At 43.1% G+C, this 21,580-nt stretch carries 19 protein-coding genes and 1 pseudogene; 14 read left to right on the forward strand and 6 right to left on the reverse strand.

Annotation, left to right across the window (positions count from 1 at the left end; genetic code table 11):
- From AB4274_RS19455 to AB4274_RS19480, 6 genes and pseudogenes are all read left to right on the forward strand, one after another.
- Nucleotides 1-174 (forward strand): annotated as a pseudogene (locus tag AB4274_RS19455) (bifunctional aspartate transaminase/aspartate 4-decarboxylase); the annotation flags it as partial.
- Nucleotides 175-380: 206 nt separating this feature from the next.
- Nucleotides 381-1,238, forward strand: coding sequence for a pyridoxal kinase PdxY (pdxY, locus tag AB4274_RS19460; protein WP_017060057.1), 858 nt, complete (start codon nucleotides 381-383; stop codon nucleotides 1,236-1,238).
- A 213-nt stretch (nucleotides 1,239-1,451) separates the two neighbouring features.
- On the forward strand, nucleotides 1,452-2,624 hold the full coding sequence (locus AB4274_RS19465; RefSeq protein WP_372112996.1) for a patatin-like phospholipase family protein: 1,173 nt from the start codon (nucleotides 1,452-1,454) through the stop codon (nucleotides 2,622-2,624).
- A 17-nt stretch (nucleotides 2,625-2,641) separates the two neighbouring features.
- The gene (locus AB4274_RS19470; protein ID WP_102394485.1) at nucleotides 2,642-3,067 is read left to right on the forward strand and encodes a hypothetical protein; all 426 of its coding nucleotides are present in this window, start codon (nucleotides 2,642-2,644) and stop codon (nucleotides 3,065-3,067) included.
- Between the two features lie 157 nt (nucleotides 3,068-3,224).
- Nucleotides 3,225-4,130 (forward strand): LysR family transcriptional regulator, encoded by a 906-nt coding sequence (locus AB4274_RS19475; protein ID WP_102394484.1) that lies wholly within the window; start codon nucleotides 3,225-3,227, stop codon nucleotides 4,128-4,130.
- Between the two features lie 261 nt (nucleotides 4,131-4,391).
- Nucleotides 4,392-5,543: a BamA/TamA family outer membrane protein gene (locus tag AB4274_RS19480; protein WP_017069662.1), complete on the forward strand. Its 1,152-nt coding sequence runs from the start codon at nucleotides 4,392-4,394 to the stop codon at nucleotides 5,541-5,543.
- An 83-nt stretch (nucleotides 5,544-5,626) separates the two neighbouring features.
- Here AB4274_RS19480 and AB4274_RS19485 read toward each other — a convergent pair whose 3' ends face one another.
- From AB4274_RS19485 to AB4274_RS19495, 3 genes are all read right to left on the reverse strand, one after another.
- Nucleotides 5,627-6,184 carry a PhnA domain-containing protein gene (locus AB4274_RS19485; protein WP_372112998.1) on the reverse strand — a complete coding sequence of 186 codons (558 nt, stop codon included), beginning with the start codon at nucleotides 6,182-6,184 and terminating at the stop codon, nucleotides 5,627-5,629.
- A 228-nt stretch (nucleotides 6,185-6,412) separates the two neighbouring features.
- Nucleotides 6,413-8,833 (reverse strand): VolA/Pla-1 family phospholipase, encoded by a 2,421-nt coding sequence (locus AB4274_RS19490; protein WP_372113000.1) that lies wholly within the window; start codon nucleotides 8,831-8,833, stop codon nucleotides 6,413-6,415.
- Between the two features lie 14 nt (nucleotides 8,834-8,847).
- Complete coding sequence (locus AB4274_RS19495) at nucleotides 8,848-10,095, reverse strand: porin (RefSeq protein WP_136974605.1); 1,248 nt, start codon at nucleotides 10,093-10,095, stop codon at nucleotides 8,848-8,850.
- Nucleotides 10,096-10,453: 358 nt separating this feature from the next.
- Here AB4274_RS19495 and AB4274_RS19500 point away from each other — a divergent pair, with 358 nt between their 5' ends.
- On the forward strand, nucleotides 10,454-11,536 hold the full coding sequence (locus AB4274_RS19500) for a site-2 protease family protein (RefSeq protein WP_017060065.1): 1,083 nt from the start codon (nucleotides 10,454-10,456) through the stop codon (nucleotides 11,534-11,536).
- Between the two features lie 137 nt (nucleotides 11,537-11,673).
- Here AB4274_RS19500 and AB4274_RS19505 read toward each other — a convergent pair whose 3' ends face one another.
- Complete coding sequence (locus tag AB4274_RS19505) at nucleotides 11,674-12,462, reverse strand: M48 family metallopeptidase (RefSeq protein ID WP_017060066.1); 789 nt, start codon at nucleotides 12,460-12,462, stop codon at nucleotides 11,674-11,676.
- Nucleotides 12,463-12,601: 139 nt separating this feature from the next.
- Here AB4274_RS19505 and AB4274_RS19510 point away from each other — a divergent pair, with 139 nt between their 5' ends.
- The 5 genes from AB4274_RS19510 to AB4274_RS19530 all read left to right on the forward strand — a co-directional run bounded on the left by AB4274_RS19510 (nucleotide 12,602) and on the right by AB4274_RS19530 (nucleotide 16,428).
- Nucleotides 12,602-13,027 carry a hotdog fold thioesterase gene (locus tag AB4274_RS19510; protein ID WP_017060067.1) on the forward strand — a complete coding sequence of 142 codons (426 nt, stop codon included), beginning with the start codon at nucleotides 12,602-12,604 and terminating at the stop codon, nucleotides 13,025-13,027.
- A 95-nt stretch (nucleotides 13,028-13,122) separates the two neighbouring features.
- The gene (locus AB4274_RS19515) at nucleotides 13,123-13,356 is read left to right on the forward strand and encodes a DUF3389 domain-containing protein (RefSeq protein WP_017064605.1); all 234 of its coding nucleotides are present in this window, start codon (nucleotides 13,123-13,125) and stop codon (nucleotides 13,354-13,356) included.
- A 153-nt stretch (nucleotides 13,357-13,509) separates the two neighbouring features.
- Nucleotides 13,510-15,201, forward strand: coding sequence for an SgrR family transcriptional regulator (locus AB4274_RS19520; protein ID WP_017069657.1), 1,692 nt, complete (start codon nucleotides 13,510-13,512; stop codon nucleotides 15,199-15,201).
- Nucleotides 15,202-15,249: 48 nt separating this feature from the next.
- Nucleotides 15,250-16,155: a DMT family transporter gene (locus tag AB4274_RS19525; RefSeq protein ID WP_017064603.1), complete on the forward strand. Its 906-nt coding sequence runs from the start codon at nucleotides 15,250-15,252 to the stop codon at nucleotides 16,153-16,155.
- A 21-nt stretch (nucleotides 16,156-16,176) separates the two neighbouring features.
- Complete coding sequence (locus tag AB4274_RS19530) at nucleotides 16,177-16,428, forward strand: hypothetical protein (RefSeq protein WP_017060071.1); 252 nt, start codon at nucleotides 16,177-16,179, stop codon at nucleotides 16,426-16,428.
- Nucleotides 16,429-16,553: 125 nt separating this feature from the next.
- On the opposite strand, the gene AB4274_RS19535 is transcribed toward AB4274_RS19530, so the two are convergent.
- Nucleotides 16,554-17,162, reverse strand: a complete 609-nt coding sequence (locus AB4274_RS19535; RefSeq protein WP_065584967.1) for a DUF2238 domain-containing protein — start codon at nucleotides 17,160-17,162, stop codon at nucleotides 16,554-16,556.
- A 201-nt stretch (nucleotides 17,163-17,363) separates the two neighbouring features.
- Here AB4274_RS19535 and AB4274_RS19540 point away from each other — a divergent pair, with 201 nt between their 5' ends.
- Both AB4274_RS19540 and AB4274_RS19545 read left to right on the forward strand, forming a co-directional pair.
- Nucleotides 17,364-18,203 (forward strand): isopenicillin N synthase family oxygenase, encoded by an 840-nt coding sequence (locus AB4274_RS19540; protein ID WP_017060073.1) that lies wholly within the window; start codon nucleotides 17,364-17,366, stop codon nucleotides 18,201-18,203.
- Between the two features lie 575 nt (nucleotides 18,204-18,778).
- Nucleotides 18,779-19,399, forward strand: coding sequence for a DNA-J related domain-containing protein (locus AB4274_RS19545; RefSeq protein ID WP_029235437.1), 621 nt, complete (start codon nucleotides 18,779-18,781; stop codon nucleotides 19,397-19,399).
- 145 nt (nucleotides 19,400-19,544) lie between these two features.
- On the opposite strand, the gene mrdA is transcribed toward AB4274_RS19545, so the two are convergent.
- On the reverse strand, nucleotides 19,545-21,443 hold the full coding sequence (gene mrdA / locus AB4274_RS19550; RefSeq protein ID WP_372113003.1) for a penicillin-binding protein 2: 1,899 nt from the start codon (nucleotides 21,441-21,443) through the stop codon (nucleotides 19,545-19,547).
- Nucleotides 21,444-21,580: the final 137 nt, after the last annotated feature.

The raw sequence follows: 21,580 nt of genomic DNA on the forward strand, positions 1-21,580 counted from the left end.
TTCCGTCTTGCTCACGAAACCGGCGTAATCTTACTACCTGGTAAAGGTTTCGACACAGTACACGCATCAGTACGTGTATCACTAGCGAACCTTACTCACCACGAGTACGAGCTAATTGGCCGTGAAACACGCACTGTATTGGATGAGTACTTCGCTGAGTTTCAAGACGCATAAGTTCAAGTCTGGCTTAGAATCAAATACATGATTTAAAGCCGATGACGTCCAACTCATTAAGAATAAGCCTCGGCGATGTCGAGGCTATTCCGACCAAATAAGCACAGTGGTTAGATCGATAAAACTTCCTATCTTGATGTTCCGTTGTGTTTATTTAGTCGTCTTATCCAAGTATTCAAATCCATTTCAAACTGAAAGAGCGACGCATGAAAAGCATTATTTCTATTCAATCTCACGTGGTTTACGGGCATGCAGGAAACAGTTCTGCGGTTTTTCCAATCCAAAGAATGGGACTCGATGTGTGGCCAATCCACACTGTTCAGTTCTCTAATCACACTCAATATCAACAAGGTTGGACCGGGCAAACATTCGGCTCAGATGATATTCGAAACTTGATTCGAGGCTTAGACAACATCAACGTACTGAAAGACTGTGGTGCGATCCTATCGGGTTATCAGGGAAGCGCAGACCAATGTAAAGCGGTTGCCGAGTCGGTTAATTTAGTTAAAGAAAAGAACCACAGTGCACTCTATGTTTGTGACCCTGTAATGGGTGACCCAGATAAAGGTTGTATCGTTGAGGATGGCGTTAGAACCGCCATTACTAAACACTTGCTTCCTATTGCCGATGTTATAGTGCCAAACCAATTTGAACTAAGTGAATTGACCGGCATTAAAATCCTCTCCCTTTATGACGCGGTTACAGCATGTAAGAAAGCATTGGAGCTTGGTCCAAAGATGGTGCTCGTGAAGCATCTTCACTCATTACCCGATGACGCGTTCAGTATGATTTTAGCAACGAAAAAGGCATGTTATTTAGCCCAACGACCGAACATTGAATTTGCTCAACAACCGGTTGGTGTCGGTGACCTTATCTCTGGCCTGTTTACCGCAGGGTTAATAAAGAGAATGTCTCCCGTAGCTGCATTCCGACATGCAAATAACGCGGTCTATGGTGTGTTGGAGCTAACTAAAAGCTATGGCACTTGGGAGCTACAAACAATCAATGCACAATATGAATTTGTAGAGCCTACCCACGATTTCAACGTGGTCAAAATCGGGTAGAGCGTTTAACTCCGATAGTGGTGGAGGGTGTACCTATTCGATGGGTCGCATCCTACAAACGAGATTACGAGCTAAGACTAAACCTAGCTATATTACTCCCAGAAAGAGACGGACTTCACTTTATCCCTATTTATTAACTTCTCTGTTTATAGCTGTTCTTTTGATTAAACAGAGTTTCTGAATCATTTTAGAGAACATTAAATGAGCCTAATTATGAACCGTCTAATTTCCTCGGGTTTTACCGTTGCTTTGTCATTACTTGTAGTGGCATGTAGCTCACCCCACACGTTGGATGTACGCGTACAAAAAGACAATTACAAAGAAGTGGTTGTAGAAGAAGCGATATCAGTAAAAGAGCCATTGCGTATGTGGGCGAGTGAGAACCCAGACTTCTTATACTCTCCAATCGATCAAACAACGCCAATTAAAGTGTCAGGTGAGCAACTAAATATCTTAGCTTTGTCAGGAGGCGGCGCGAACGGAGCCTTTGGAGCCGGTATTTTGATAGGGCTGGAAGAATCTGGCCAATTGAAAGACTACTCAATAGTTACTGGCATCAGTGCAGGAGCGCTAATGGCACCATTTGTATTCATCGGCGGAGATGCATTTCCGAAGATGAAGGAGGTGATGTTAAACATCAATGACAAATCAGTGCTCGGCAAAAAGAACTTTTTAAACACCGTGTTTAAAGATGCTTTTACTGACGGTAAAAACTTGAATCAATTTATCGCTCAGGCGTTCCCTGAACCGATGATCGAGCAAATTGCTGCGCGACACCGCAACGGTAAGCGTTTGTTTATTGGTAGCACACACTTTGATTCTGGAGAGCTTGTCATTTGGAATGTGGGCGCAATTGCAAATAGTGACATGCCAGATAAGTCTGAACTTATATATAAGGTTTTAGCAGCAAGTGCTTCTATTCCTGGAGTCTTCCCACCGCAGTTTATCAATGTGAAGTACGAAGGTAAAAGTTATGAAGAACTTCACGTCGATGGTGGTTTAGCCGCTCAAGTATTTTTCAATCCATCTAACTTCGACTATCAGCAGATCTCAGATGCTCTTGGGTTAGAAAAACCACCACAGCTCGATGTTATTCGAAATGGAGCACTGAAAGCGCCGTACCACTCGCTGAGAGATAAGGGTCTAGATTTAGTAGCAAAGAGCGTATCAAGCCTGACTCTTGCTCAAACACGTGGTGATTTATATCGAATGAAATACATCTGTGAAATCAACAACATTGATATGCAATTTACTTACATCGAGCACGACTTTGGTTACGCCAAACGAACCAAAGACATGTTTGATGAACACTATTTATTAACCATATACGAATATGGTTATCACAAAGCAACTCAGGGCAAACCTTGGGTAACAGAATTACCTTAATTTAGGGATATCGTAAAATGAATAAAACAGTTTTAGCGCTACTTATCATGGCAACGTCTAGCGCTGCCATGGCACAAAATGTGACCTCAATGGAACAGCAAAAAGTCGATAACGACATGCTACAACTGGCCGACGTTCAACAAGAAGCGGCGTTGTTCATGGTTGAAGAAAATTCAGACTACGTGGAGATTGACTACATTGGTCAGTGGGTTGACGTGAACAATTACGTCACACACAAAGAAGCTAAAGAACGCCAGCTTCAAAAGACCACCAAGAAATACATTTACTCGCAAACAGGTGAAACTCTAGAATCCATCGAGCAGCGAATTGCTGAGCATATTCAAGTGGACCAACCTAGATATTTCAGTGTCGATGTTTACCGTAATTACCACGGTGATTCTGGGGACTTTAACTATCTAGCTCGAGTTATCGAATACATTTAAGTTATTCGTTTGACATCAACGATAAAACCTACTAGCTTACGTAGGTTTTTTGTTTCAAATTGACGAATTATTTTCACTAATATTATTCTGACAAAGTAGATATTTCGCCAACCTGTGATAATTTAAATACATAACGATTAAAAGTAAGCACAACAAAATGAATTTCAGCATTGAACAACTTCTCGCGTTCGTTACCGTTTATGACCAACTCTCTTTCAGCAAAGCCGCCGTTAAACTCAATAAACACAGAACGACAATCGGGCAGGTTATTACTAACCTTGAAGACCAACTCGCGGTAAGCCTATTTGAAAGGGTTGGGCGCTCTGTAAAGCCGACAGAAGACGGGCATCTTCTTTACCATTACGCTAAACAAACCATTGAACAAGCTCGTACCTTCGATAAGGTAGCATTGAGCCTCTCTTATGGCGGGTTGGAAAACATCACCTTTGCTTATTCTGGTGTGATACCTCATCAAATGCTTTTGGATATTCGAAAGAAACTGCGTCGTGATTTCCCGATGATGCGAGTGAACTTTTTAATCCGAAACAAAAAGGATATTAAGAAGGGCCTTCAAAGTGGCGAGTACCACTTTGGATTAGTCAATGTGCATGACAGCCGGGGTATACACAGCTTTGATGCGACTTTTCTAGGTCACATTGAGTTTTCCCCATTCGTTCAAAAAAATGGTGAGTTCTCATCTTTGGCGCAAGAGGATGTACTTTTAGCGTTAAGAAATTCAAAGCAGTTTATCTTGAGATCGTTTATTGAAGAGGGAATGTCAGAAAAAGTAACCATCAGCTCCGATAACGAAGAAGTCGATCAATTGGCGTTAGTTATTAAAATGGTTGAAGCCGGTTTAGGGTGGGCACTGTTACCAAAAACGTTTGCTCATTCTGAATTTTCCCATTACGACATTGAACCTATACAGTCGTCTGAAATGCACCAAGGATTCAAATTCGGTTTTGCGCTTTGGTGCAATCATTCTAAGCAAGTGAAGGATGTAAAATTATCGGTTTTATCTGTTATACAAGAACATGTTGATCGAGTATTGAGTCAATATTAGCAAAGGAAGAATGTAGGTAACTTATTAATAGAGGCTCATTTATATGAGCCTTTTGCGTTTCTGTCATCTCGAAAGCTCTTTAATTTTGTAGGGCGACATCCTCTATATAGGAGTAGGGCAACACCATTATTTGGCCTATTCTATGCCCGTCGATTAAGGACCCCCTTTATTGGCAATAAGTGTTTAATTTCTATGTTTATTGCAAGGAAGCAAACTTTCGGCCGGGTTTCGTCACCCGGTCTTTTTTATGAGGCAAATTTTATGACTCGCTGCGGCGGCATTGTTCTTCTTTCCTGCTTTTTATTTACAACATCTTCTTTCGCATCGTTTTATGATCCTGTTGATGGTCAATTTGATATGGGGCATCACCTTGCGGAAAACGCATATGGCTTTTTGCCTATCCCAATTTTGATTACCGAGCCTGCGGTGGGGTACGGCGGCGGTGTGGCTGGTTTGTTTTTACATGAGACGGATGAGGAAAAGCGACAAAGAAAGCAAGCTGCTCTTTCTGCCATAGATGGTGGTGCGCAGTTAGTACCCTCAGCAATGTCAGTAGTGGGCGCAGTAGGGACAGAGAACGAAACTTGGTTTGTATTTGGTGGCCATAGACGATCTTGGATGAATGATTCCATTCGTTACACAGGAGGCGGCGGCTTTGGTGTTGCGAATTTGGATTTGTACACATCAATCAACTGGGGCCCCATAGATCATGACCTTAGAATAGGCACGTCAACTTCGGTAGCCGTACTTTCACAAAAGGTGCAGTTCCGGATTGGGCATACGCCTTGGATGTTGGGAATAAAGCAGTTATTAGCTAAGTCTGAGATTGAATTTGATAACATGGTTTTAGACCGAATTTTGGGTAACGAATCGGTTACTTCTGGTTTAGGGTTGGAGGCTGAATATGACACAAGAGATAATTTATTTTATCCAACCAAAGGTTACAAATTGTCTGCAGATTACATGGTGTACGACGATGCGATTGGCAGTGATTACAATTACCGAAATTTGAACATAGATGGCGAAGCCTATATCCCAATTGCCAATAAATGGACGTTAGGCTTGGCTGCAAATTATCAAAGCTTCGAACAGCAAGACCTGTTTGTATCACCCACAGCGAAACCGTACGTGTCGTTACGCGGGGTGTCATCTTATCGGTACCAAGGAGATGAGATTGAAACAATTCAAGGCCAATTGACGTATAGCATCACTCATCGTTGGAAGGTGTCTGGGTTTTACGGTTCAGGGGTTGCAAAGCAAGATAACGGCATAAGCCACGACAGTACCGTCAATGCCGGAGGTGTCGGCTTTCGATACCAAATCGCGAGACGTTACGGTTTGCACCTTGGGATGGATTATGCGCAAAGCCATGAAGAACGCGCTATCTACTTTAACGTAGGCAGTGGTTTCTAGAACAACGGAATAGGTTAAATTTCTCCAAGAAAAAAGGCGCTAATTAGCGCCTTTTCGTTTTCTATCACTTTCTTACAGTAAGATTACTTCTTACGGCAGAACTCAGCGATTACGTACATTGATTGACCGCCGTTTGTTTTACCAGAAACAAGCTTAGGATCGTCACCAACGCTGATACCACGAATAACAGTACCTTGCTTAATCACTTGGTTAGTACCTTTGATTGGCAGGTCTTTGATTACTGTTACGTCGTCACCTTTCTTAAGTTCAACGCCATTCACATCAAGAGGCTTGTCATCAGCAGACATGCCGATTTGTGCCCAAACTGATGTTTCTTCTTCAAGGTACATCATGTCTAGCGCGTCCTGAGCCCAGCTTTCTGTGTTCAGACGAGTAAGTTGACGCCATGCCGTTACTTGAACTGGCGCTTCCTGGCTCCACATGCTGTCAGTCAGACAACGCCAGTGGTTGATATCTTTAGGATTGTCAATCTCACCAAGACATTTGTCACATACCATGATGCCGTGATCCACTGTTACGTGGCTGTGTGGCGGCACTGCGTATGCAGTAAGAGAAGAATCAGAACCACATAGTTCACATTTAGATTGGCAGCGTTCTAGCATAGTAGCTTCAGAAGACATAATGGACTCACATTTATTAGGTATTAAATTACGGGGCTATTATCCACTTTATTTACAATAAAGAAAGAGGTCGTACGGTATTCTGTCTTGATTAATTTTAGCTGAGATCAACCATTTGTGTTTTAAAGTTTTATGCAAACGGTCAACTAGGGGACTTGTTCGAACGACAGATACAAAAATGCCAGCGGTTAGGCTGGCATTTGGTTTAGTGAAAAGCTTAAGTCTTAGTTATTCCAATAAAGCATCCGGTGCTGCTGCATCAAGGCTATCCGATTCTAAGAAATCAGCTACTTGAGCTCTCATTGATAGGGTATGAGTGGCATCAGAAAGGTCTGCTTGCGGTCCGATGATCGTTGAGTGTTTAGCTATTTCGTTATATTGAACAAACACACGATTCCCAGTTGAAGGGCTAGCTTTTGTTGAGTCAGTCAATCCTAACGTCGAATCTAACCCTTCAGAGCCAACAAATGAAGCCGTATATGATAACGGTGCACCATTATCATCATTGCCATTGTTTGGTACCGTTTCATCATTTTGCGACTGGATCAACAACGTTGGATAGCTAGAGCTAATTGATGACTGTTCCTCAGTGTTTGCTATTGAATGTGGATCGACCGTGTCAATAAGGGTTTGAGCGGCGACTTTAAATGCAACTAATTCAGTTTCAATTGCTGCGGCACTAGTTGGATTTTCCTTAGCAAAAGCGGTATAGCAATCGCCATCTTCAATGTCAGCCGCAGTACAAGCTGAAGCCACTGAATCCCGATACGTTGCATTTAACTGTTTAGCTAGATTGTGTTTAATTTCGGGGCCAAAGGTTTCCGATGCGAAGAGTAATTCAGCAATGTGCCCACCTGAATTAGCATATACCGCCGAGCTAAATTTATGTGTACCAGCAATTTCAGATGTAGCTACTGACGTAAATCCAGTAATACCGCCCAATGAGTGGCCCATAAATTTAACGGTTGTGTCTTTTACATCAACTCCGGCTAATGGTGTACCAGTAAAGTCATTCCCCACTTTTTCAAGTGCCATACGAAGACCTATTACATCAAGTGCACTTTGACGGATGTTGTCACGCGCAACGGGCAAAGCGCTTAGATTTAAGTAGTACAGAGCATTATCGTTAGTTGAAATAGCACCTCCGGCAAGTGAACGAGACCCATGAATAGGGTGGTCAATTGCAATGACAGCAAGACCTTCAGCCGTTAAGTTTGCCGCAAACGCATACGCATTCTCTTTTACAGAGGTAATACCGTGTTGGTAGATTACAACCCCGGTTATTGGGTCAGTCACAGGAGTAAACAAAAGCACATCAACAGCTTCAAGTGATTTAATTTGTGGTATTGGTGAATACTGAGTGACAATGCGATCACTATCTAGAGCTGTTCCACTTGCGTCCTTTGTGAGTGTTTTTCCCATTAAAGTCGTGACATCAGCTGCGCTAAGGTTTGTTGGGTCTAATCCTAATTTAACCAACTCTCCACCAACGAAAGAACTTGTAGAGTTATCCGTTAGTGCGCTTTTTATAACCGCTAAACTGTCCAATGCTGATGCAAATGGTGTTGTAGAGAACTTAGTTGGATCGGTTTCCAAGAAATATGGGAGTTGAACAGTACCTTTAGTCACGTTTACCGACGTAGTGCTGATACCAGCGTTAGAGTAAAGGAGATTTATCCCTCCAATCAAAGTGGCATTTTCTGTTGCATCGTCATCGGCAAGATATTTTTTAAAGTCAGCATCTGCAGCGATTGCTGTAGCAAATGGTGTTGTTGATGAGGAATCTAAACTAAGATTGTAAGCGTTTGTCAGATCGATATTATTTGGGTTTGCGCTGCCATTCCAATAAGTCGAAAGTGGGGCCCCAGCATCAATCATTCCGCCAATCAACGATGCTGTAGAGGCAAGAACATCACCAACAGAAGTTGTAGTAAACCAAGCTGAATACACAATCTTTTCCGCATCAATACCAACAGCGGCAGCTATAGCTTCTTGACCTTTAATTAAAGTTTGCGCACTAGCTAAGTCACCGGTTGAATAAGTTTTAGTGGCTGTTTTGAGAGCCGCATAGCTTTGCGATGTACCTACTGGGTTACCATTTACATCTGTAACGTCATCAGTAACAACAAGCAAATATTCAGACTTCTCATCAAAAAGAGTATTAGGTGTAATTGCTAGGTTTGAGCCTACTTTGTAAACTTTGTATTCAGAGCTAGCAACAGGTGTTGGTACTTGAGCCGCTGTGGATGTGTCTGTTAGCTTTTTAGAAAGCTTCAACAATGTCACTCCGGAAGTAACAACTCCAGGAGTATCACCAAAACCGTCGCCTTCAAACTCGATGTAAATTGGCATGCTGGTCGAAAAACCATCGGCATAATTTAATGCTGCTTTTGGGTTAGAAATGCTATCGTCGCCACCTGTTGGGATCGCTAACGTGCCATCTGTAGAGTCAAATAATAGGTTATTGCTTAAAGGAACTGATGCATTACTACCTTGCAAGAGCATTTTTTGAGTTGTCGCTCTTGCCAAAGACGTTTCTAGATAGGCTTCAAGTTGTTGGTTACTTGTTACCGAACTTTCGGTGTTGTCGCCACAACCTGCTAGCAGGATCGCTGAACATAGTAGAGAGATCTTAAAGTTACGTTTCATGATACGATCCTGATTTAGTTAAAAGTGTAGTTAAGCTGAACTGAAGAAAGGTAAGCGGTACCTTCTGCTTCGAAAGTCCTTTCTTGCTGAGCGCCATTTGTCTCAGTGAACTCACCGTCATCACTTACAACAAGTGCGAATCCTGCATCGACAGTCATATTTTCGCTCCAAACATAAGTGAAGCCAGCGCTATACCACATACGATCACTATCAGGAATGCTTAAAGTTGCTTCACCAGCTTGTTCGTCATAAGCGTAACCAGCTCTTAATGTCCACTTACTGTTTAGTTGGTACGTTGCGCCTAGTGAATATCGATTGTTGTCTTCATATTTTTCAGGTTTGTAGAAGCACTGACCTACTACACCGTTGTCAGTACAATCTGGACTTGTTGCTTTTAACTCCTTAAAAGTACTCCAATCAGTTTGTTGCCAACCGTAGTGAATTGCCCATTGTTCGTTAAGTTGGTGAAATGCTGAAAGCTCCAGAATAGAAGGAAGCTCGATTTGAAGACGACCATCAACCTTAGGAGATGTTGCTCTACCTGAATCGTAGCTGGTAAATTCACCGTCATCGAAATCAAGATCAACAGAAGAGCGGTAAGCGATACTAAAGCGATTGTTTTCGTTCAGCTCATACATCGCGCCAACATTCCAACCATAGGCAAATGTTTCACCGGTCATGCCTATAAGTTTGTCAGATGGATTTCCACCAACAAAGTTAGCGAGCTCGCCTTTATGGCGAGTAAGTTCAGCTTCCGCATACACAAGGTTTAAACCTGCACCAACGCTAAATGATTCATTCACGCGATACGCAATATTTGGATTTAGATTTACAGATAAGAGCGACGTATCACCGGCCATATCACCTGCCGAGATGTCATCAGGGTAATCCGTAGCAACACCATAATTGGTGAACATACCGATACCCCAAGCCCATTTTTCGTTGATTGGGCTGATGTAATATGCGGCTGGCACGACTTGTAATGGAGCAACATCTTTTGAATGCTCGTTAGCGTCAACGTCGTAAACGTTAACCTCTGGATCAACGATAGAAACCGCGCCTGAAAATTGGGCTGTATCAAATAGGGTCATTGCGGCGGGGTTTCTCGCTAGTACACTCGCGTTATCAGCTACTGCACCTTCACCTGAAAAGGCACGACCAAGACCTGAGGCAGAATGCTCAGCAACTTGGAAACCAGCCGCAAGTGAGTTACATGCAAATAGTACTGAAAGTGAAACGAGAGAGCGTTGTATTGTTTTCATCCTTGACCCTCCTAGGGCATCGAATTTCGTTATTATGGTTTGAAAACACACTGAGCATTTTTGGTGTTGAAGCTCTAATGTAAATGACATGTTAAATTCATGTTTTATATAAAGTCAAAGAAAGAGTTGTTATTTTGTGAGGTTATGTTTTAAAGGGGCGGCACTTTAACATCGATAATATAAGTATAATCAATAATTTATTCGTGGTTGGAGGTGTGACCAGAGTGTTTATGCATCGTTGCGGTATAAATAGTGTTCAATAGCTCAATATGTAACAACTTTGTTTCTGTTTACCACCATTCGCTAAATCGGCATAATATCGACACTCGTTAGAAGTCATTAAATTGGAATTTTAAGTTTGGAATTACTCGCGATAGAGTTTCTTGGAAAACCGCTTCGTTTAGAAGGATCAATGGCAGGGTGGCAACAGTTGTATTGGGATAACACTTTGGTATCTCAATTAGATGCGACCACAGACCAAGAAGACGCCCGAAAACACGAATTTACACTACGCGCTGGCGAAGAAACGTTGCAGTGTCACGTTGAATCGACCGTTCAGTGGCAACCGTTTGAGATGACGTATAAAGCGTCGGTGAATGGGCAAACCATTACCGAAGGCAATCGAAACACCAAAGATATTGAACAACAAACTCCTGTTGTCGCTCCTAAACCAGAGAAGCGTTTTAGCTTAATTGGGTTGGTGTCGCTTGGTATGAAAGCGCTTAAAAGCGCCAAGCTAATCAAGGTCGTACTTGCCTCTGCGAGTTTAGCGGCCTATTCATGGTTGTTTTCAATTCAGTTCGCTTTGGCCTTAATCGCCTGTTTAATGTTCCATGAGTACGGTCATATTAGAGCGATGAAATACTTCGGCATGAAAACCAAAGGGATCTATTTGATACCATTTCTTGGTGGCTTGGCGTTATCCGATGAAAAGATTAATACGCGTTGGCAAGATGTGGTTATCTCAATCATGGGGCCATTGTTCGGCCTGATATTGTCGTTAGTATTTATGGTGCTGTATTGGGCGACTGGCGAAATGTTCTTTGCCGGCCTTGCAGTATTTAATGCTCTATTAAACCTGTTCAATCTATTGCCGATTTTGCCTCTCGATGGCGGACATGTTCTTAAAAGTATCAGTTTCTCGATGAACAGCGTACTTGGCATTGTACTTTGTGTCGCGGCTGCCGTTGCTGGTGTGGTATTGAGTTATCAGTTGAATTTAACCCTGTTTGGTTTCTTATTGATCATGGGCAGTGTTGAAATACTGTTCGAATGGAAAGGACGTCATCACAGTCACTTGTTACCGTTAGACAAATACGGGCAAGTCGTGTCGTTCGTTTGGTATGTAGGTTTAGTGAGCAGTTTGATTGGTGTTATCTGGTATTTTGCATCTACTGGTGATCAGCTATTAAGCCTACCATTACAAATTCTTGGTACTTAACGAGTGAGTTTCTGTTGTTGGAATTATCCAGCTGCTTAGTGCACTTGAACTGTTAGCAAGCAAGAAACTGAAAATGCCCTAACCAATATGGATAGGGCATTTTTGTATTTACACCAGCTAGGCGATTCTTACTTAGATTACGCTTTGCAATTTGGTCTTGGTGAACCTGATTGAGGAAGCGTTTTTATCGTTGCTTGTAGATCTTTAATACGCGTACTGTGGGAAGGGTGCGTAGAAAGCAACTCTGGCGGTTGATTACCCCCTGATGCTTTCGCCATGTTTTGCCACAAGTTGACACTTTGGTTTGGATCGAAACCTGCTTGAGCCATATACTCTAAACCAACAACATCGGCTTCAGACTCTTGAGTTCGCCCATACGGTAGAATAACGCCATATTGAACGCCTAACCCTAACGCGGCCATCGTCATACCTTGATACTGTTTGTATTCTGATGCGCCTAACGCGACGTTAGTAATAGACAAGCCCGTATTAGCGATTTGAGACTGAGACAGGCGCTCATTACTGTGGTCCGCTAAAACGTGTGCCACTTCGTGACCGATAACCGTCGCGAGTTGGTCTTGATTGACTGCGACCTTGAGTAAGCCCGTGTATACACCGATTTTTCCGCCAGGCAGGGCGAATGCATTCACTTGGTCACTATCAAACACAACAACTTCCCATTCACTAAAACCTTGTTTAGGAATATATTGAGTGATGCTGTTCGCTACGCACTGAACATAAGCGTTAGTTTTGGCATCTTTGCTGATGGGTTGTTCTTTTTTCATTTGTTCAAAAGACTGTGCTCCAAGCTGAGACATGTCTTTATCTGAAAAAAGCAGCAATTGGTTTCTGCCTGTCGGAGAAGCGCTACACGCGGTTAGGCCTGCTAGTGTGAGAAGCGAGGCAAACTTCATCCATGACGTCATACAATATCCTCTGTGTATTCAGTTTTTATGCATGTTAACATCAACTTGCGCAATAACTAAGGGCTGAAAGATAACTAACAGCCAGTAATATAGAAAAAGCTATGCACGCGATAACAAGATCAATAATTAAGGAACCCACATGAGTATTTGGAAAAAGCCCGTTGACCTAGATACCTTCAACGCGACCTCAAAAAATACCTTAATTGAACACCTCAACATTGTTTACACCGAAGTAAATGACAATTCTTTGGTAGCAACCATGCCGGTTTGTCACTTTACGCACCAACCACTGGGTATGCTTCATGGCGGCGCATCGGTTGTGCTAGCAGAAACGCTTGGCTCATTGGCTGCAAACTTCTGCGTACCAGAAGGCTATTATTGCGTTGGGCTCGATATCAATGCGAACCACGTAAGGTCAATGCGTGAAGGGCATGTCATTGGTACTGCTGAGCCTATTCACTTGGGCGTCTCTACTCAAGTATGGCAGATCAATATCACTGATGATCGTCAACGCTTAGTTTGTACCAGCCGTTTAACCATTGCCGTTAAGAAACATAAGCGATAACAGACTAGGCAGTCGTACGCTGGTTTTGTCTTTAGAAGAAGTAATCAGTACTTAGAACAAGCAATCAGTATTTAAAGAAGTAACCCGAGAAGCCCATGGTCATAACGTTTAAAAGTGGAAAAGTCATCGCAACCGCACATGAATTGGTTGTTCGTTTAGATGGGGAGCATAGAGTCACGCTGCAAGCCCAAGTTGATGCAATTCAATTGATCGGAAAAGGGGCAAATGTTATTTCAGCTAACGGTTCTGAGTGTAAATGGTCGATAAAATTAGACGATGAACAGCAGCTCCGTGAAATCGCTAATGAAATTGGCTGCGATGTAATGTAATCCTTTACGGTAAAGGCACTTAACCCTTAAGATTGAATAACATCTTAGGATGTCGTACTCATAATTCACAATAAAATTGTGTCAGTAATATTGATTTTACGCCATAAAATAGGGAAACTGAATTCAATGTCCTTTGAATAAGTTTTCCTCTTTATGAGCAGCCCAAGACTTCGCGTTCAATTTGAAACCCTGTTTGAATACTTCGATGGTAAAGATTCTGATGTTCAACTCGACGACATCACGGATGTGCTTTGTTGTACCCGTCGTAATGCCCGAATGGTACTCAACAAGCTTGAAGAAGAAGGGTGGGTAGAATGGTTACCTGCAGCAGGTCGAGGAAAGTTATCTCAACTTATCTTTAAACAGAATCGTTGTGATGTCAGCGAGAACTTAGCAAGACGCTACTTGCAGGAAGGAAAAATTGGACAGGCGCTGTCAGTGCTTGATCACAATGCTGCCAAACTCACGCAAGTTATTCAAAACTACTTGGGCGTACAGTATCAAGAAGGCGAACAAGTTATTCGTTTGCCTTATTACCGGCCGCTTTCAATGCTTAACCCAACCAAATCGATGCGTCGTTCAGAGCAACATATCGCTTGTCAGGTATTCAGTGGGTTGACTCGTCTAGATGAGAATGACCAACTTCAACCCGATCTTGCTCATTCATGGCAAAAAATCAGCGATTACCAATGGCGATTCTTCTTGAGACCCGGTGTTCGTTTCCATAACGGGGAACCTCTGTTAACCAATCATGTTGTGGATACACTGCTTGCACTCGAACCTCTCAACATGTTTTCGCATATCAAAGATGTCTCTTCACCTGCAAATTGTGTAGTAGATGTTTTTCTCACACGTCCAGACAAGTATTTTCCCCTCGCACTAACGGAATCGGTCGCTAAAGTCACATTACCGATCACTTTACGTGGTGAAGACTACGATATTCGACCGATTGGAACGGGACCTTATCGCATTGAAAAGAACGACGAGAAACAACTCGTGTTAACCGCTTTCAATGGGTACTTTGGTTTCAGACCGTTAATTGATCGCGTTGAAGTTTGGGTGGTGGATGAGGCTTATTCTTCAATGGTTTACCCAAGCCTATCTAAGCCTGTTATGGCCGACCGTGGCGATAGCGATGAAGTAGAACTCGATCCTGGTTGCACGTATTTACTGCTCAATAGAAAGAAGGGTATTGCACAAGATCCCGCATGGGCACAGTTTTTATCTAACGCGTTGAATGCGGCGGATCTGTTTGTTCATATTCCAAAAGAGACTGTTATCGATTTGGGCGTGTTACACGCTTATGGGATAAAACCCGGTTGGTATGACATAAAGTTAAAAGTGCCCGTTTGTCCACCAGCAGATTCGAAGCCTACCATAAGATTAGCGTATCAATGCCAACACCCAATGTTCCCAACGCTTGCAAAGGCGATTGTCACGGTGCTGAAGCAATACAACGTCGATGTTGATCTTTACGGTTACGAAACCGATCCTCCGCACGCCGATGATGTTGATGTTTGGATTAACCCTATGGGCATCGCCAATAACAGAGACGACGCCTTGGCTGGCTGGTTAATGGACTACAGTTTTCTTGATGAATCTAGCCCGGCAGAAGACTTCGACCAATGGTGTCACATGATTGACCGTTGGCGTTCTGGTGAATTCGAGCAATTCCCAGCAAGACAGTTAGGTAAACAACTAGTCCAAAGCAATCAATTGATCCCGATGTTCCATTGCTGGTTAGGCGTCAATAAAGATCAATGTGGTACGTTGCAAAACGCGAAATGTAATGCATTAGGTTGGTTCGACTTTAGCCAAGTTTGGGTGAAGCCTGACGTTGATTGAAATCCAAGAAAACTCAATTAGGACCAAATAACTCATTTAGGAAAAACGATGCAAACTCTGATGGTTACATTTATTACGCTGGTGGCATTTGCTGCTAATTCAGTTCTGTGTCGCTGGGCCTTAATGGATCAAACGATCGATCCTTTGAGCTTTTCGATCGTTCGCATCTTATCTGGTGCGCTTACGCTTTTGATTTTATTAGCTTTATCTTCCCAATCTAAAGCTAAAAGTGAGTTAGCAAGTAACACATCGCTATACACAAAGCTCAAATCACAGTTTCAACTCACATCAATATTGTCACTGCTCGTGTATATGTTTGGTTTTTCGTTTGCTTACTTAGAGCTTGGCGCAGGTCTTGGTGCTCTGGTGTTGTTTGTCGCGGTGCAATTTACGATGATTGCCGCGCACTTGTTTTCTGGCAACAGAATGTCATTGATTGAATGGGGCGGATGTTTGTTATCGGTAGCAGGGCTTGTTTATTTATTAATGCCAACGGAATCGACACAGGCACCTGATTTAGTTTCTATTATCTTGATGTCTCTGGCCGGAGTTGGGTGGGGCATTTACACATTGGCAGGAAAGACATCGTCAAACGCACTGCAATCGACCACCGCTAACTTTGGATTCAGTTCGCTAGTTATCCTTTTGGCATTAAGCTTGTTAGTTTTGATTCCTAATGCGTTAACGCAAGTGTCTATCACTGAACAAGGTTTGATTTACGCGGTTATATCGGGCTCTGTGGCTTCTGGTGTGGGTTATAGTTTGTGGTATTACGTGGTGAAAAAGCTGAATACCGTGGTGGCGTCTATTGCACAGCTTTCTGTTCCAGTTATCGCAACACTTGGTGGTGTATTACTGTTATCTGAACCTGTCACCATGCAATTTATAGTCTCATCAACCGTTATACTTCTAGGGATAAGCTTGGTTCTTGTCGCCCCTAAACTTAAGAAATAAAGAGTTCAATCATTAACTTCTATGGCTAAACCAAACAAGAAACAACCGACCAAGACGGTTCAGATTTTCTGTGCCAAATGTAAAACGCAGCTTTTTAAGTATCGGAAAGGTGGCAAAGGTGCACTCGTGAAATGTTTTAAGGAGCGTATCGTTGAAGATTTCACGACAAAACCATGTGTGTGCCCTGAATGCGGGATTGAATTTGCGCGAGACACTTTGGTTCGAGGTACGCCAGCCTACAAGTTTGTTGGTGGCAAGGTAACGATGAAATAACCTGTCACGATGAAACGACCAGTCATATTAAAACGAGCAAACAATGCTGAAACTAAAAATGCCACAGCACGGTTTGTGTGTGGCATTTCAACATTGCTTTTGATACTCAGAGTAAAGAATTGAGCTCAGTAAGCTCTGACACGCCATTGAAGCTTAAGAAGTAATAGCGAGACAATTGCGCCCGTGGTGTCACACAGCATATCTTTCTGTGCATCCCAAATATCACCTTGTGAGCCAAGGAACGCGATACCTTCATCACCACCTGCGATCTCCGCGTACCACCACTCGATAATTTCATAACCTGCAGCAACACTCATAATCGCAAATAGCGCAAAGAAACATGCCAGCACCGGTTGAGCCAGTTTTTTACGAATCAAGTACTCAGCGAGTGGGTAAGCATAAAGGCCAATAGAGAAATGCGCGACACGGTCAAAGTTATTCCGTTCTGAACCTATCATGTTATTGAACCAATCAAATGGCACTTCCGCGAAGGTATATTTTGCGCCTATCGTATGCAAAATCAGCCAGATAAACATCAAAACGTAAGCTGTCTTAGTGAAGGTGAGCTTTGTTGATAACCACCAAATACCCACCAATATCGCGAGCGCTGGGACAATTTCGGCAATCCACACCGCTCTTGAAGAGGGAGCGAACGCTGAAAATAGAAACACAGTCAGATACAGCGTCGTCAATGACAGCAATGGTCGATTTTGAGCAAGTGGCGTGATTGTCATATCAAGATCTCTCGTCGAAGTTTTTAATAGTGTTACACAATAATGAACAGTGTTCAATTAGGTCTTAATCACCAGATTTGTTGAAAAGTGGTGTTATCGCCCAGTATCTAGACAAACGGTTGCTAGAGTTTCACAAAAGTTTGATTTACAACAAAGCGATCCTTAAAATCGCTCTATTACTACATAACAAGAAAGAAAGTCATGAAACTGGAAACTGTCGATTACCTTGCTGACGACGCAGCAGAACAATTTGTTCGCTCTCTACGTGAAACTGGTTTTGGTGTTCTTAAGAACCACCCAATCCCGAAAGAGCTTGTTGAGTCAATTTACGAAAACTGGTACCAATTCTTCATCTCTGAAGAGAAAGAGAACTTCCACTTTAATGTTGAAACACAAGATGGATATTTTCCACCTTCAGTGTCTGAAGTTGCTAAAGGCCACACTGTAAAAGACATCAAAGAGTACTTTCACGTATACCCTTGGGGCCAAATCCCTGAACAGCTGAAAGAACAGATTCTAGATTACTACCAACGTGCGAATGCTTTTGCTCAAGAGCTGCTAGGTTGGGTTGAAGCTCATGCTCCTAAAGAAGTACAAGAGAAATTCTCTATTGCGTTATCAGAAATGATCAACGGCAGTGAACAGACTCTGCTTCGTGTTCTTCACTACCCACCAATGCAAGGTGATGAAGAGCCAGGTGCAATCCGCGCTGCGGCACACGAAGACATCAACTTACTGACGGTTCTTCCTGCTGCAAGCGAGCCGGGCCTTCAAGTTAAAGCTCAAAATGACGAGTGGCTAGATGTTCCATGTGACTTCGGTAACATGATCATCAACATCGGTGACATGCTTCAAGAAGCATCTGGTGGTTACTTCCCATCGACAACTCACCGTGTAATCAACCCATCAGGTGAACGCCAAGAGAAGTCTCGTATCTCTTTGCCTCTATTCCTTCACCCGAAACCAGAAGTAGTGCTATCTGAAAAGTACACAGCAAACGAATACCTAATGGAACGTCTAAGAGAGCTTGGCGTTATCTAGTCAGTTCAATGCTTCGTCCCTAAAATTGGGATAGATGTGAAAGGTCAGCTAAGTCGCTGACCTTTTTTGTATCCGTACCAAAGAATTGCGGCTTTATTACTAGGGCGTGTTGATCTTTCGAGCTGATTTTTGCAGCGAGTTGCTGGGTATTTATACAAGGCAGAGGCATCGATGTGTAGCTAGCCTACATGAGAAGCCGATAACGTAGTAGAAATGACCAGCAAACGCTGCCCGAAGGGTTCGGCTAAAAGCGTTTTACTCTTTGTTGAGGGAGATTTGCTTAGAATGACTAGGCTACTTCTCCCTCGCCGCGATTAAAACGCTTTTATCTCGAACAAAATTTAACCGCGAAAGGTCAACACGCCCTAATGGTTGTATTCAACGAAATGGTACTCAGTTTTGACGATAAAAGGTGCCTTTAAGCCAAACGTTAGAAAGTTGTTTGTCCTTAAGCTCGACAAATCTTAGAAAATCGCTTTCAATTAAAGAAGATACGCAACGGATGCGAAACAGGTTACTTATAGTATCCACAGTTCTAGAAATCCATTAATTCAGAGAAGCTAACTGAGTCAACTATGTCGAATTATCAAGATGTGAGAGCAAACTTTCATTGCCATATGGAAAACCCATTGCTTTGGCCGATAATGGAAGTGCTTAAGCAAAAGCCAAGCGGATGGAAAGTACACACATTGGCAGCTCATCTGAACGATCTTGGGTTTGTGCCAGTGTTGGATGCTGTGCCTGAGAAAGAGTTGTTTAAAAAGAACTTCCTTATCATGAATGCGCTTTATCAGCTTCAAGAAACCTTACACCCAGATGGTTGGCTCCAAGTCCAAGCGATGGACATCGAATTGATGAATGGTCGTTATCACGGAAGCAGTCACAGCATCGATCATCAAGACCCACTTCGAGAATACTACATTAATTGGGTTAACTATGAAGCGGATGAAGGTGAAGTCAAAAGGCTGTTGAACGAATTTTGGACTCGGTATAGAAAGTATGTGGGTGGTGATGAACTCGATATGGATCGAAGTCGAGCATTGAACCTGTTTGAGTTACCTTTAGACGCGACACACCATGAAATTAGAAAACGTTGGCGACAACTGGCATTGAGATGGCATCCGGACAGAGACGAAGGCAACACCGCAAAATTTCAGACGCTCTGTGAAGCATGGCATGTATTAAGAAGCTCATAATCGACAGGCATTTTTAGCTGTCTAATTGCTTAGAACCCTAAAACAGAAAGCCCCACATTGTGAGTGACACAAGTGGGGCTTTGTCGTTATTACGTTATGTTTTGGGTAACTACGTTATGTGCTGTAGCGACTTAAGTTATTGGTGTTAGGAGTGATCTTTGCTCTCGCCACTTTTATGTTCAAAGGCATAGTCGAGTACTTTACGGATATAAGGCGCACCGACTTTTGAACCGCCGTTACCGTGTTCAATGACCACAGTTGCGACATATTCAGGGTGCTCATAAGGTGCGAAAGCCGTGTAAAGCGCATGGTCGAGTAAATGCTTAGCGAGTTTCTTCGAGTTGTAGACCTGATCTTTCGCAAGATCAAAGACTTGTGCCGTACCTGATTTTCCGCCGCTAGTGTAGCTAGTTCCCTTAAATGCGCGCCTGCCGCTACCTCGGCTGCCGTGGTTTACGAGTCGCATCGCATTGATTGGCACATCCCAAATTCTATCCGGTACTTCGGTGATTGAGGGCATTGGCTCCGGTTCGACAAGTTGTTGTGTACTGAAATCTTCACCATGATCTAAGGTGGCTCTTAAGATATGAGGTGGCATCACCTTACCATGATTAACCAATACTGACGTTGCTTTAGCAAGTTGCATAGGTGTCGATGTCCAATAACCTTGGCCAATACCAATCGGAACTGTGTCACCCTGATACCAAGGGGTGCGATAACGCATCATCTTCCATTCTCGAGTCGGCATGTTGGCGGTACTTTCTTCATAGATATCAATGCCTGTCGGTTCACCAAATCCAAATCGGTTCATCCAACTTGAAATTCGGTCAATACCCAAATCGAAAGCGGTTTGATAGAAGAATGAATCTACCGACTCTTCAATGGCTTGAGTGACATCGACAGGTCCGTGACCCCAACGTTTCCAGTCACGCCACGATTTAGAGTTTCGTTTAGAGCCAGGAATTCTCCAAACGCCATGGTCGTTACGGATGGTATCTTCAGAGATGACATGTTCTTGCAGTCCTGCCACAGCCATAAATGGTTTAACGGTTGAGGCAGGAGGATAAACGCCTAGAGTGGTGCGGTTAACCAACGGGTGAGCCGGATCATTCAATAAACGTTGGTAGTTCTTACTCGAAATGCCGTCGACAAATAGGTTAGGGTCGTAACTCGGGCTTGATGCCATCGCCAACACGCTGTTGTCTTTCGGATCGAGAATAACCGCGCTTCCAGTTCGGTGATCAAGTTGCTCAAAGACGTATTTTTGCAGCTCAAGGTCAATATTTAACACGATATCTTTACCAGCTACTGGCGGCACGTACTCAATGGTTCGGACTATTCGCCCACGGCTGTTTACTTCGACTTCTTGATAACCTTTGGTGCCGTGCAGAATATCTTCGTAATAACGTTCAACACCCAGTTTTCCTATGATTGTTGTAGCTTGATAATTCGCTTCTATCCCTTGTTCTTCAAGCTTTCTGAGATCGCTATCATTGATGTGCGCCACGTAACCAAGAACATGGGTAAGCACCTCACCATTCGGGTAAAAACGCTTTAAGCTGGTATCGATAGATAAGCCGGGGAACTGGTACTGGTGCACGGAGAACTTGGCGATCTCTTCCTCCGTTAAGTTCTCTAGAATAGTCACAGATTTAAAACGGCGGGTGTTGTGATAGCGTTTTTTGAAACGAGCGATCTGCTCTGCATCACGGGGGACATATTTGTCTAGCTTGGCGAGCATTGCATCGACATCATCGGTTTGCTCAGGAATCATGGTTAGATCAAAGACAAGCTTGTTCTCTGCAAGTAACACGCCGTTACGGTCGTAAATAAGTCCACGAGTAGGGGCGATAGGTAATACTTTGATTCTGTTGCCATCGGCACGAGTTTGATAGCTTTTAAAATTTTCAACTTGAAGTCGGTATAGATTGCCGACTAAGACAAGAGTGAACATCAAGATCCCACAAAACGCGACGATTACGCGGTTTTTGAATAGGTTCACTTCGATTTTATGGTCACGCATCTTAACGCGTTTATGATTCATTGAAGCCTCAAGGGTCTGTTACACTTGTCGAATCGGGACTTTATCTGAATATCACTAGGGTTTTGTAAAAGCTGTGTCATGTTTTGAGGGATCGACAGCATTAGATGGCGGTAAACAGTGCCTTTAATTTTCTCATT

Source organism: Vibrio sp. 10N.261.55.A10, assembly GCF_041470825.1.
GTDB lineage: Bacteria > Pseudomonadota > Gammaproteobacteria > Enterobacterales > Vibrionaceae > Vibrio > Vibrio crassostreae_C.